This window comes from Nonomuraea sp. NPDC050556, from assembly GCF_044457355.1.
Lineage (GTDB): Bacteria > Actinomycetota > Actinomycetes > Streptosporangiales > Streptosporangiaceae > Nonomuraea.
Window position 1 is genome coordinate 248,366 of sequence record NZ_JBITGU010000003.1, and the last position, 12,209, is coordinate 260,574.

10 protein-coding genes are annotated in these 12,209 nt (G+C 69.8%); 3 read left to right on the forward strand and 7 right to left on the reverse strand.

Features of this window, described 5'->3' with window-relative positions; translation table 11 throughout:
• Window positions 1-32: 32 nt before the first annotated feature.
• Window positions 33-2,357: an AAA family ATPase gene (locus ACIBG8_RS30270; protein ID WP_397346415.1), complete on the forward strand. Its 2,325-nt coding sequence runs from the start codon at window positions 33-35 to the stop codon at window positions 2,355-2,357.
• Between the two features lie 24 nt (window positions 2,358-2,381).
• Here the strand turns inward: ACIBG8_RS30270 and ACIBG8_RS30275 are convergent, their stop codons facing one another.
• The 7 genes from ACIBG8_RS30275 to ACIBG8_RS30305 all read right to left on the reverse strand — a co-directional run bounded on the left by ACIBG8_RS30275 (window position 2,382) and on the right by ACIBG8_RS30305 (window position 10,134).
• Window positions 2,382-3,389 carry a LacI family DNA-binding transcriptional regulator gene (locus ACIBG8_RS30275; protein WP_397346416.1) on the reverse strand — a complete coding sequence of 336 codons (1,008 nt, stop codon included), beginning with the start codon at window positions 3,387-3,389 and terminating at the stop codon, window positions 2,382-2,384.
• A gap of 1 nt (window position 3,390) precedes the next feature.
• Window positions 3,391-5,091 carry a glycoside hydrolase family 36 protein gene (locus ACIBG8_RS30280; protein ID WP_397346417.1) on the reverse strand — a complete coding sequence of 567 codons (1,701 nt, stop codon included), beginning with the start codon at window positions 5,089-5,091 and terminating at the stop codon, window positions 3,391-3,393.
• Between the two features lie 2 nt (window positions 5,092-5,093).
• Window positions 5,094-5,903 carry a carbohydrate ABC transporter permease gene (locus ACIBG8_RS30285; protein WP_397346418.1) on the reverse strand — a complete coding sequence of 270 codons (810 nt, stop codon included), beginning with the start codon at window positions 5,901-5,903 and terminating at the stop codon, window positions 5,094-5,096.
• A complete protein-coding gene (locus tag ACIBG8_RS30290) occupies window positions 5,900-6,805 on the reverse strand; it encodes a carbohydrate ABC transporter permease (protein WP_397346419.1) in 906 nt (301 codons plus the stop codon). Before ACIBG8_RS30290 ends, ACIBG8_RS30285 begins: the two co-directional genes overlap by 4 nt.
• Window positions 6,802-8,109 (reverse strand): ABC transporter substrate-binding protein, encoded by a 1,308-nt coding sequence (locus tag ACIBG8_RS30295; protein ID WP_397346420.1) that lies wholly within the window; start codon window positions 8,107-8,109, stop codon window positions 6,802-6,804. The genes ACIBG8_RS30290 and ACIBG8_RS30295 overlap by 4 nt, the downstream gene beginning before the upstream one ends.
• Entirely contained in the window at window positions 8,106-9,176 is a 1,071-nt protein-coding gene (locus tag ACIBG8_RS30300) for an aminotransferase class V-fold PLP-dependent enzyme (protein WP_397346421.1), read from the reverse strand. Before ACIBG8_RS30300 ends, ACIBG8_RS30295 begins: the two co-directional genes overlap by 4 nt.
• Window positions 9,177-9,297: 121 nt before the next feature.
• A complete protein-coding gene (locus tag ACIBG8_RS30305) occupies window positions 9,298-10,134 on the reverse strand; it encodes an SMP-30/gluconolactonase/LRE family protein (RefSeq protein WP_397346422.1) in 837 nt (278 codons plus the stop codon).
• 165 nt (window positions 10,135-10,299) lie between these two features.
• Here ACIBG8_RS30305 and ACIBG8_RS30310 point away from each other — a divergent pair, with 165 nt between their 5' ends.
• Window positions 10,300-11,283: an ABC transporter permease gene (locus tag ACIBG8_RS30310; protein ID WP_397346423.1), complete on the forward strand. Its 984-nt coding sequence runs from the start codon at window positions 10,300-10,302 to the stop codon at window positions 11,281-11,283.
• Between the two features lie 4 nt (window positions 11,284-11,287).
• The gene (locus ACIBG8_RS30315) at window positions 11,288-12,202 is read left to right on the forward strand and encodes an ABC transporter permease (RefSeq protein WP_397346425.1); all 915 of its coding nucleotides are present in this window, start codon (window positions 11,288-11,290) and stop codon (window positions 12,200-12,202) included.
• Window positions 12,203-12,209: the final 7 nt, after the last annotated feature.

A 12,209-nucleotide genomic window follows, 5' to 3' on the forward strand; every position in this document is an offset into this window, starting at 1 on the left:
CGGTATAACCGGGGGCGGACCGGGGAGGCGTGATGCAGGACTCTGACAGGGCCCGGCCGGCGGCGCGTGCCGCCGCGCGGGATCTGTTCGAACAGGTGCGGTTGCGCTATTTCCACCTTCCACCCGTAATGCGCCGGGTGATGTTCGGCGTGGTGCTCGTCGGCACGGTCGGCGTGGGCGCCGCGCTCGGCTGGGATCTGGTTCCGACCTTCCTCATCACCTTCTTGTCGCTCTGCTTCGTCGCCCTCGCGCTGCGCTTCCCGCGCGCCGCCGCGACGCTGCTGGTGCTGGCCGGGTACGGCGCTCTGCTGCCGCTCGCCGTCCAGCAGGCCATGTCGCTGACGCTGATGGGGCTGCTCGGCATCGCCGTGGCGGGGGCCGCCCACCTGATCCGCTGGGTGCCGCCGTGGCTCACCACGCTGATGGCGCTCGTGCCCGCCGGCGTCCTGGCCGCAGTGCTGACGCCGGTCTCCACGGCCGCCGGGCTCTGGGGCGCGGCTGCCGCCGCCGCTGCCGCGCTCGTCTACCGGTTCGTCGTCGCGCGCCGGGCCAAGGCGGAGCTGAGCGCCGAGGAGCAGGTCAGGGTCCGGGTGCGGGAGGGACAGCGCGACCTGTCCGCGCCCGACCGGTCGGGGCCGCCGCCGCCCATCTCGGTGGAGGACGCGCTCTCGGAGCTGGAGAGCATGATCGGCCTCGCGCCGGTCAAGGAGCAGGTGCGCTCCATCGCCGCCTCGATCGAGGCCTCCAGGCTGCGCGCCGAGGCGGGATACACCGCCGACCGGCCCACCAGGCACTTCGTGTTCGTCGGCCCGCCCGGCACGGGCAAGACCAGCGTGGCCCGTACCGTCGCCAAGATCTTCTACGCGTTCGGCCTGCTCGAAACGCCCTACGTGGTCGAGGCGCAGCGCGCCGACCTGGTGGGGGAGTTCCTCGGCGCCACCGCGATCAAGACCAACGAGCTGGTCGACCGGGCCATCGGCGGGGTGCTGTTCATCGACGAGGCCTACAGCCTGGTCAACACCTCCGACGGGCAGGCGGACAGGTTCGGGGCGGAAGCCGTACAGACCTTGTTGAAGCGGGCCGAGGACGACCGCGAGCGACTCATCATCATCCTGGCCGGATACGAGCAGGAGATGACGGCGTTCCTGTCCTCCAACCCGGGGCTGTCCAGCCGGTTCGCCACCCGCGTACGGTTCCCCAGCTACTCGCCCGGCGAGCTGCTGGAGATCACCGACCTGCAGCAGAAGCGGCGCGGCGACCGCATGGGCGCCGACGCCAAGCCCGCGCTGCTCGGCCTGTTCGAGGACGTGCAGCGCCGCGGCCTGGTCGACGAGCTGGGCAACGCGCGGTTCGTCCGCAGCCTGGTCGAGGCGGCAGCGCAGGCCCGCGACGTGCGCGTCGTCGGCGCGGGCGGCACCCCGACCACGGAAGACCTGGTCACGACCACGACGGCCGACCTGACCAAGGCGTTCAACGAGCTCACGGCGCGCTTCCGCGGCTACGCGGCCACGCCGACGCTGGAGGAGGCGCTGGCCGACCTCGACGCGATGGCGGGCCTCGCGCCGGTCAAGCGCCAGGTGCACGCCATCGCCGCGCAGCTCCAGGTGGCCAGGATGCGCCAGGAGCGCGGCCTGCCCACTCCGCCGCAGATGCGGCACTTCGTCTTCGTCGGCCCGCCGGGAACCGGCAAGACCACGGTCGCCCGGGTCATCGGCCGCATCTTCGCCGCCCTCGGCCTGCTGGCCAGGCCCGACGTCGTCGAAGCCCAGCGCGCCGACCTCGTCGGCCAGCACCTGGGCTCCACCGCGATCAAGACCAACGAGCTGGTCGACCGGGCGCTGGGCGGGGTGCTGTTCATCGACGAGGCCTACAGCCTGGTCAACCCCGGCTACTCGGGCGGCGACGCGTTCGGCAACGAGGCGGTGCAGACGCTGCTGAAGCGCGCCGAGGACGAGCGCGACCGGCTCGTCGTGGTGATCGCGGGCTACGAGCGGGAGATGGACGGGTTCCTGTCCACCAACCCCGGGTTGGCCAGCCGGTTCAACCAGCGCATCGCCTTCCCCTCCTACTCGGCCGAGGAGCTGACGGAGATCGCGATCAAGCTGGCCGCCCTCTCGGGAGACCGGTTCGACGAGGAGGCGGTGGACACCCTCTACAGCCAGTTCGTCGCGGTCTGCGCGGCGCGCAGGATCGACAGGCTCGGCAACGGCCGCTTCGCCAGGTCGCTCCTCGAACGCGCGGCGATGCGGCGCGACGTGCGGCTGGCCGCGCTCGGCGGATCCGCGAGCTCCGCCGAGCTGACCACGATCACCAGCGACGACGTGCGCGCCGCCGTCGACGAGCTGTCCGACCGGTAAAGCCGCCCGCGAGCTGTCCGGCCGTTAACCGAGGCTCTCCCTGATCACCGGTTCGCCCGGCAGGAGCAGCCCGGCCTGCGGCGTCACGCCCTCCTCGACGATCTGCAGCAACCGGCTGACCAGCGCCTCGGCGATCCGGCGCAGCGGCAGCCGTACGGTCGTCAGTGCCGGTTGCAGGAAGGCGGTCACCGGCAGGTCGTCGAAGGACACCAGCGCCAGGTCCCTGCCGATCTCCAGCCCCTCTGCCCTGGCCGCCGCGTAGACGCCCAGCGCCAGCCAGTCGCCCCCGGCGACCAGCCCGGTCGGCCGGTTGCGCGCCGTCAGCATCGCCCGCGTCGCCGTCACTATCCCCGCCGGGTCGTCGCCGGGCACCGAGAACTCCTGGCCGGACATGCCGTGCCTGCGCACGCCCGCCAGGAACCCCTCGCGCCTGTCGTCCATCCACGGCTGCCCGGTGCTGGAGCCGAGGAAGGCGACCCGCCGGTGGCCCCTGGCCGCCAGCAGGCCGACCAGGTCGATCACCGCCTGGACGCTGTCCACGTCCACCCAGGTCTGCGGGTGGCCGGGCGCCGTCCTGCCGAAGGCGGCGAACGGCACCCCCTGCGCGGCCAGGTGCGCCACCCGCGCGTCGTCGCGCAGTATGTCCGACAGCAGGAACCCGTCCACCGTGCGCGCCGCGACCAGCTCGTCGATCGCCTGCTCCTGGCTCTGCCCCGGCCTGGGGCGCAGCAGCAGGATGCGGTAGCCGACCTCGCCCGCCGCCGCGACGACGGCTTCGAGGAAGCCGCCCATCAGCGGGTTGGGGTTGGCCGGATCGTCCTCCGGCGTCAGGTAGGCGATGATCCGCCTGGTGCCCGACTTGAGGCTGCGCGCCGACTGGTCGGGGCGGTAACCGAGCTCCTCGATCACCGCGCTGACCCGCTCCAGCGTCTCCGCCTTGAGCCGGTGCGGCGCGTTGAGCGCGTTGGAGATCGTCTGACGCGACACGCCTGCCGCCCTGGCGACGTCCTCGATGGTCAGGCGTGTCGACACCTCAGCCTCTCCCCACCTTCAGCAGCCCGCCCCTGGGAACCTCCGCCACGCCGGCGCCCTCCAGCCGCAGGCTACCGGCCGAGACCGGCGCGCCGCCGCAGTCGAACACCTCCACCAGCACCTCGCCCGTCCCGAACAGGACCACGCGGGTGTCCGGGTCGGCGTTGGCGACCAGCAGCTCGCCCGTCTCCGGGACGTCCACCGGGATCGCGGCGAACCTGGCGATGATCGTGGTCTGCTCATCGTAGGCCCGCACGAGGGGGTAGCCGTGCTCGGGCTGGACCGCCTCCAGCGCGCCGAGCTGGAGCGTGTCCAGGTGCTCGCGGAAGAACCCCAGCCAGAACCTGACGGCCGCGAGCTGCTCGGGCGTCTGCGCGGCCAGGTCGACCGAGATCTGCGGTACGGAGAACAGCGCGTTGATCAGGTGCACCGCGACCTGCTCGGCTGGCTCGTCGCGGTGCCACAGGATCATGTCGGAGTGCACCGCGACAGGCCCGGCGACCAGCCGCAGGTCGACCGTGCGCTGCCGGTTCTCCTGCGGGCTGAGCGGGCAGTCCATGGCCCTGACCATGTTCGCGTAGGGCCACAGCCCCGGGCCGGTGTAGGGCTGCCGGTGCTCGATGAGGACGTCGGGCTTGGTACGGCGCAGCCGTACGTCGAGGTCGTGCAGCAGCCGCCGCACGCCCTCGTCGACCTCGTCGCAGTCCATGCCGTCGGCCGGAGCCGGGTCGCCGCCGGGCGTGGCGAAGCGGTCCACGAAGTCGATCTTCAGGCCGTCCATGCCCCACGCCTCTACCGCCTGGGCGAGCCGGTCGGTGAGGAACTGCCTGACCTCGGGGTAGCGCGGGTCGAGGACGGCGGCGTCCATGTGGTCGAGGTAGCGCAGGAACTTGCCGTCGAACCGCTCGAAGGCGGCGTTGTGCTTGCCGACGAACGGGATGGCGTACCAGAGCATGTAGGCCATCCCCATGCCCTGAACCTTCGCCACATGCTTCGAAATATCGGGGAATGTTGCCTGGTTCGGCTCCCAGTCGCCGCAGAACGCGTAACCACGCGCCCGGTCGGCGGTCTGCCAGCCGTCGTCCACGATGATCGTCTCGCAGCCCAGCTCCCTCGACAGCCCGGCCTGCAGCTCCACCGACGCCTCGCTGACGTCCTGGTGCATGCTGTACCACGTCGAGTACACCGGCAGCCTGGCCCTGTGCGGCGTCGGCGGCAGGTGCCTGCCCAGCCCCCACCAGGCGGCCACGTCGGCCAGCGCCGTGGAGAACGGCCGCCTCGACAGGTCGAGCCGCAGCCGTAGCCCGTCGCCCTGGGCGGTGAACACGAACTCGCCCGTCTCCTCGATCACCCCGCCGGTGAAGCTCACCGGCGCCACAGACTCGGCCAGCGCCACCGTGCACACGTTGGCGCTGCCCGTGCCGACCAGGCTGACCACCGGAGAACCCGCGCTCAGCCTGGCGGTCATCGGCGCGTTCCAGATCGGCGGCACCCACGCGGTGCCGCTGCCCGGCGTCCAGAACGCGGTGACGTCCACGCACGGCACCCGCCACTGCACGGCCGTCGCCTCCGGCGCGTCGACCACCCAGACGTCGTCGCCGAGCTCGATCACGCGGGCCTCGCCCGCGACTCTCAGGTCGAGGACCCCCGCCCGTACGGCCGTCTCGTTCTCACCGAGCGCGTACGGCTCCCACACCTGCATGTCTATCCCTTCGTAGCACCGGCCAGCAGGCCGGAGATGAACTGTCTCTGGAGGACGAGGAAGAGGACCATCATCGGCAGCGACGAGATCGCCGTGCCCACCATGACCTGGCCGAAGTCGGTCCTGGCCAGCCCCTGCAGCGTGGCCAGCGCGACCGGCAGCGTGTACATCTCGGGCGAGCGCAGCGCGATGAGCGGCCACAGGAAGTCGTTCCACGCGCCGAGGAACAGGAAGACCGCCAGCGCCGCGATCACCGGCCGCATCACCGGGATGACCACCCGCCACAGCACCCGCAGCTCACCGGCGCCGTCCACCCGCGCCGCGTCCAGCAGCTCGTCGGGTACGGCCAGCAGCGACTGGCGCATCAGGAAGATCCCGAACGGCACCGACAGGCTCGGCAGGATCAGCGCGGGGAAGCTGTCGATCAGCCCGATGTCGTTCATCATCTGGAAGATCGGGATGATGGTGACGCCGCCCGGGATGACCAGCGTCGACAGCAGCAGCAGGAAGAACGCGTTGCGCCCCTTGAACTCGAACTTGGCGAAGGCGTAACCGGCGAGCAGCGACACCACGATCGCCCCGGCCGTCTGCGCGACCGCCACGAACAACGTGTTGCCCAGCACCTGCACCAGGCCGATCGACTCCTCCAGCTTGGCCGTGTTGACCCCGAGCTGGTCGCCGGGCAGGAACTTCGGCGGCCAGCCGAAGATGTCGGAGTTGGTGTGCGTGGCGGCCATCGCCAGCCAGTAGAACGGCCCTACCGACAGGCCGAAGACCACGGCCAGCACGAAAGTCAGCGTCCAGCCCTTCATTTCTTCTGCATCCTCATCTGCGCGATGCCGAACCCGGCCACGATCAGCGTCAGCGCGTAGGCGATGGCGGCCGCGTAACCGAAGTCGAAGTAGCGGAAGCCGTTCTGGTAGAGGTAGAGCGAGATCGTCAGCGTGGCGTTGTCCGGCCCGCCGCCGGTCAGCACGAACGGCTCGTCGAACAGCTGCAGCGTGCCGATCGTGGACAGCACCACGGTCAGCGCCAGGATCGGCCGCAACTGCGGGACCGTGATCGACAGGAACCTGCGCACCGCGCCCGCGCCGTCGACCATGGCCGCCTCGTAGAGCTCCTTGGCGATGCTCTGCAGCCCTGCCAGGTAGATCACCGCGGTGTAGCCGGTGTAGTGCCAGGTCAGGGCGATGACGATGGCGATGCGCGCCCAGAACGGCGAGCCAAGCCAGTCGATGGCGTCCACCCCGACGAGGCTGAGCGCCCAGTTGAGCAGGCCGGTGTCCTTGTTGAGGATCACCGAGAACATCACGCCGTAGGCGACCAGCCCGGTCAGGCTCGGCATGAAGACGCCGAGCCGCCAGACCGCGCGCAGCCGTACGAAGGCCGAGTTGAGGCCGAGCGCCAGCAGCAGGGCCAGGACCAGCATGATCGGCACCTGGACGACCAGGATCAGGCCGGTGTTCCACAACGCGGTCCAGAACAGCGGGTCGTTGACGAGCCTGACGTAGTTGTCCAGGCCGACGAACTCGGTGGCCGCGCCCGCGCCCGTGGTCAGGCTGATGTACATCGCGGCCAGGATCGGATAGCCCTTGAAGACCACGAACCCGAGTACGGCAGGCAGGATCAGGAAATAGGGGATGTTGCGGCGGGTGATCCCTCTGAAGCGCCGTGTTTCCGCTTTGTGCCCCCGCCTGGGCAGGGCCACGCTCATCCGGCGAGCTTCCTGTTCGTCTGCTGGGCCAGCAGGGTGGCGGCCTCGGTCAGCGCGCCGGCCGGGTCCGCGCCCTTGATCAGCACCTTGGTCTGCGCGTCACTGGCGATCTTGAGCGCCCTGGCGTAGTCGCCCGAGTAGTAGGTCGCGTCGGCGCCCTCGGTGAGCGAGTCGACGAACGTCTTCAGCGCGGGCTGCCCGCCGTAGAAGTCGGTCGGCGCGGTGAACATCGGGTCCGCGTACGCCGAGGTCAGCGCGGGGAACACACCGCCCTCCTTGAAGACCTTGTTGATCACCTCGGGCCTGGTCAGCGCGTACTCCACGAACGCGAACGCCTCCTTCTGGTGCGGGCTGGTGCCCGAGACCGCCAGGTGGGTGGAGTTCACGATCGCGGTCCGCTTACCGCCTGCCGTCACCGCAGGAGGCTGCATGACCCGCCACAACCCCTTCTGCTCCGGGCGCATCTCCGGGATGTAGCTGGCCGCCCACGCCGGCCACGGCAGCGCAGCGAGCTTGTTGCTGCTCACGAGCTGCTTGAAGGAGCCCTCGCCACTGATGTCGCCGACGATCCCGGCGTCGTTCATCTTCTTGATGATCGTCATGGCCTGTACGGCTGCCGCCGAGTTGAGCGTGACGTCGCCCTTCTGGTCGAAGTAGAAGGCGCCCTGCTGCTGGAGCAGCGACTGGTAGAAGTCCATGTCGGCGCCGCGGGCGGCGGACTTGTTCAGCCCGATCAGGAAGGCCCCCGTCTTCTCCTTGATCTTCTTGCCCGCCTCGATGGCGTCGTCCCAGGTCTGGACGGTCGCCGGGTCGACGCCTGCCTTCTTGAACAGGTCCTCGCGGAAGAAGAAGCCCGCCGGGTTGACCTCCCACGGCATCGCGTAGACGCCGCCGTCCTTGCCGGTGACCGTCGGCCACAGGCCCTTGGCGAAGGCGTCCTTGTACTTGTCGGCGCCGAGCTTGCGCAGGTCGGCCAGGCCGCCGGGGAACTTGTCCATGTAGCCGGGCAGGTAGTCGATGCCGATGTGCAGCACGTCGCCCAGGCCCTTGCCGCCCGCCGCCATGCCGATGGTGATCTTGTCCCAGATGGCCGGGTTGCCGACCGCCTGGACGTTGACCTTGACGTTCGGGTTGGCCTTCTCGAAGTCCTTGGCGATGGCGGCCAGGCCGTCCGAGGCGGGCTTCCAGCTCCAGACGGTGATCTTCACGGGACCGCTCTGCTGGGCGTTCTCCTTGGCTCCGCAGGCGGTCAGCGCCAGGGCGGCGGAGAGTCCGAGCGCGAGGGCTCCTCGACGGTTGATCATGGGGTGTCCTTGTCTGTGGTGTGCAGTGCTTGGGTCAGGAGGGCCGCTGCGGTGGCCGGGGTGGTGGCGTGCGGGGAGAGGCGGATCCAGCCGTCGCGCAGGGTGGTGGTGAGCCCGGCCGCGGTCATGGCGTCGTGCAGGCGGGCCGGATCGCGGCCCCGGTGGCGCAGCCGGGCGATCCCCGCCCGGTCGTCGGCGACCGCCACCTCCGCGCCCGCGCTCGCGGCCGCTTCGAGCAGCGCGTCGAGGGTGGCGGCGATGCGGGAGCCGATGGTCTTCTCGCCCGTGGTGAGCACCAGGTCGATGGCGGTTCCCAGGGCGGCGACGGCTTGGAGGTCGGGGTTGGTCATCGTGTGTGCCACAGCCCCTCGCGCCTCCTCAAGAGAGCTGAAGGGGTTCCGGAGGCCGGACCAGCCGCCGAGGGCGGGGTGGAGTCGGTCGGCGGCGCGGTCGCGGACCATCAGCAGTGCCGCGCCCCATCCGGCGCGCAGCCACTTCTGGCCCCCGCTGGCCAGCACGTCGGCCGCCTCCACCTCCAGCGGCACGGCGCCCAGCCCCTGGATGGCGTCGACGACCAGCGTCCTGTCCGGGCCGAGCACGTCCTTGAGGGCGCCCAGCGCGGGCCTGTGCCCGGTGAACGCGTCCACCGCGCTCACCGTGAGCGCGCGCACCTCGCCGTCCAGATGCGCCCGCACGACGTCGGGCGTGACGTGCGCGGCGTCGATCCAGCGCACCCGCAGCCCGCCGAGCTCCTGCATGCGCAGCCAGGGCACCACGTTGGCGGGGAACTCGCCCCGCCGTACCAGGACCACGCCGTCGGCGCGCAGCGCTGCCGCAGCGGCGAACAGGCCGTGGCTGGTGGAGGAGGCGAAGGCCACCTCGTGCACCGCGCACCTGAGCAGGCGCGCCGCGCTCTGCCGCGCACCGGCTGCGGTCCGCTCCAGCCTCGCCAGGGCGGCGGCGGGGTCGCGGGACAGCAGGGCGGCGGCGTCGGCGAGCGTCGCGACGACCTCCGGCGCGATCGGACCGACCCTGGCGAAGTCGAGATAGCCGATATGAACGTTCAAAAGGGGTCCTGGTGAGCGAATGGCTGGCGTGGAGCAGGTGAACGCCAGTAATGTGTCACATGACATCACTGGAACGGAAGACCCCAATTATGAACGTTCATATTTGAGCCCCGCAGGGCCGTCAGCGCAAGGGTTTCCAGAGGGTCGCCGGTGGGCCCTGGGTGCTGGTCTCGATCGTGAACAGGCCTCCGGCCAGCGGCTCTGGCTCGCGAAGGCGGTGCACGGCGCTCGTGATGTAGAGCGTGGACCCGGCGAACGCGCAGCTCGTCACCTGCGAGGCCGGTACGGTCACCACCGTGTCCAGCCGCCCGTCCGGCGTGTAGCGGTGCACCCTGCCCCCGCCCCACAACCCCACCCACACGCACCCGTCCACGTCGACGCACAAGCCGTCCGGCATGCCGTACGAAGGGTCGATCTCCAGCCGGGACACCGCGGCCCCGAGCTCGCCCGCGGCGTAGGCGTAGCCCGTCACCACCCGGGTGACCGAGTCGGTGAACCACATCGTGGCGCCGTCCGGTGACCAGTCCATGCCGTTGCTGATGGTCAGTCCGGACAGGAAGGGCGTGACCGACGGCCCGGGATCCAGCCGGTAGAGGCTGCCCGCGCCAGGGGCCTCGGTGTAGGACATCGTCCCCACCCACGCCTTACCGGACGGGTCGCACTTGGCGTCGTTGCACCTCAGGCCGGGTTCGACGAACTCCAGCAGCGGCGTGACCGTGCCGTCCTCGTCCAGCATGGCGAAGCCTTCTGCGGTCGCCAGCAGCCAGCCGTCGCCCTCGGTGGGGAGCGCGGCGCCGACGTGGGTGCCCGCGTCGTAGGAGCGGCCGTCGGTCAGGTGGACGAGCCCGGCGGTGATGTCCACCCACACCAGGCAGTCGTGGCGGACGTCCCACGCCGGCCCCTCGCCGACCTGGGCTCCGGCGGCCTGGAACAACTCGGCTTCGAGGGTACGGATCACGCTCCGATGCTCCTCCTCGAAAGCGATCTCGTCCAGCGGCATTGTGAACGTTCAAAACTAAAGATCACGGGCATATCAAGACCCTGCTTTGACGCTTCGCCATCCCCTGATGGTTACATGGTGTAGCACTATGGCTACAGTTCGTGCCTGGAGAGGGAGGTGTAGATGGCGGGGTTCCTGGTCCGCAGGCTGATCAACTATGTCGTGCTGGTCATCGTCGCATCGAGTCTGGCGTACATGCTCGCCGCCAGCGCGCTCGACCCGCGGTCCAACTACGCGGGGCGCAACCCTCCGCCGTCGCCTGCCGTGGTCAACGCCACGCTCTCAGCGCTCAACCTCAACGACGAGACCCCGCTGTTCGAGCGTTACATGACTTGGGCGGGCGGGGTGCTGCACGGCGACTTCGGCAAGACCGTCGACGGCACCTCGGTCAACGAGGACCTCAAGCGCCGCGCGGGCGTCACGCTGCGGTTGATCTTCATCGGACTGTTCGTCGGCAGCATCGGCGGCGTCTTCATCGGCGCCTACGCGGCGGTCAGGCAGTACGGCTGGTTCGACCGGATCTCGACGGGCATGTCGTTCGCCATCCTGGCCATCCCGACCGTCGTGCTCGCCAACATGCTCATCCTCTGGGGCACCGACCTCAACCAGGCGATCGGCTTCGACCTCGTCTACGTGCAGGGCGAGACCAGCGCGGGCTTCGACGGCGGCTTCTGGAGCTCGCTGGTCGACCGGCTGCAGCACCTCATCCTGCCGACGATCTCGCTGTCCGTCGGCCTCGTCGCCGTCTACAGCCGCTACCAGCGCAACATGATGCTCGACGTCCTGGGCGCCGACTTCATCCGCACGGCCATCGCCAAGGGACTGAGCAAGCGGCAGGCGCTGATCAAGCACGCGTTGCGGACCGCGCTGATCCCGATCGTCACCTACTTCGCCTTCACCTTCGGCTCGTTGCTCACCGGAGCCACGTTCACCGAGAAGATCTTCGGCTGGCACGGCCTGGGCGAGCAGCTGATCAACTCGATCTTCAAGAACGACGTCAACACCGTCGCGGCCATCGCGTTCCTGACCGCGGTGATCATCCTGGTCGCCTCGCTGGCCTCCGACGTGCTGCACGCCGCGCTCGACCCGCGCGTGAGAGTGGGGTGACCCGATGACCATGCCTGAGGAGCAGCTCGCGGAAGAGCTGACCGTGATCGAGGACGAGCCCAAGGCGCCGTCCAGGATCAGGGTGGTCACCGGGCGGTTCTTCCGCTCCCGCCAGGGGCAGATCGGGTTCGCCATCCTGGTGCTGATGTTCCTGCTCGCCTTCGTCGGCCCGCTGTTCAGCCGGTGGACCTACACCGACAAGGACTTCGCCGCGTTCCTGTCGCCGCCGTCGTCCGCGCACTGGTTCGGCACCCTGCAGACCGGCGCCGACGTCTACGCGGTCACCTTGCGCGGCATGCAGAAGTCGCTCGTGGTCGGCCTGCTCGCGGCGCTCATCTCGACCGCCCTCGCGGCGGTCGTCGGGGCCTTCGCCGGATATTTCGGAAAGTGGACCGACCGCAGCCTGAGCTGGGGCGTCGACCTGCTGCTCGTGCTGCCCGCGTTCCTCATCCTGGCCATCATGTCGCCGCTGTTCGCCGACGGGCAGTGGCTGCTGTTCGTGCTCATGCTGGCCGCGTTCCTGTGGATGGTCACCTCGAAGATCGTCCGAGGCATGACGATCTCGCTGAAGCAGCGGGAGTTCATCCAGTCGGCGCGGTTCATGGGCGTCTCGCCGATGCGGATCATCTTCAGGCACGTGATCCCCAACCTGTCGTCGCTGCTGGTCGTCGACGCCACGCTCAACGTCAGCGCGGCGATCCTGACCGAGACGTCGCTGTCCTACTTCGGCTTCGGCATCCAGCCGCCTGACGTCTCGTTCGGCACGCTGATCGCCGACGGCTCCAAGACCGCGGTCTACGCGCCTTGGACGTTCTGGTTCGTCGCGGGACTGCTGATCATCACGGTGCTCGCCGTCAACCTCATCGGCGACGCGCTGCGCGACGCGTTCGACCCGACAGCCAAGAGGGCCTCCGCATGACCGAACG

Coding starts and splice junctions, on each gene's coding strand:
- ACIBG8_RS30270 (WP_397346415.1), top strand. CDS start 33: ATGCAGGACTCTGACAGGGCCCGGCCGGCGGCGCGTGCCGCCGCGCGG.
- ACIBG8_RS30280 (WP_397346417.1), bottom strand. CDS start 5,091: ATGCAGGTGTGGGAGCCGTACGCGCTCGGTGAGAACGAGACGGCCGTA.
- ACIBG8_RS30285 (WP_397346418.1), bottom strand. CDS start 5,903: ATGAAGGGCTGGACGCTGACTTTCGTGCTGGCCGTGGTCTTCGGCCTG.
- ACIBG8_RS30290 (WP_397346419.1), bottom strand. CDS start 6,805: ATGAGCGTGGCCCTGCCCAGGCGGGGGCACAAAGCGGAAACACGGCGC.
- ACIBG8_RS30295 (WP_397346420.1), bottom strand. CDS start 8,109: ATGATCAACCGTCGAGGAGCCCTCGCGCTCGGACTCTCCGCCGCCCTG.
- ACIBG8_RS30310 (WP_397346423.1), top strand. CDS start 10,300: ATGGCGGGGTTCCTGGTCCGCAGGCTGATCAACTATGTCGTGCTGGTC.
- ACIBG8_RS30315 (WP_397346425.1), top strand. CDS start 11,288: ATGACCATGCCTGAGGAGCAGCTCGCGGAAGAGCTGACCGTGATCGAG.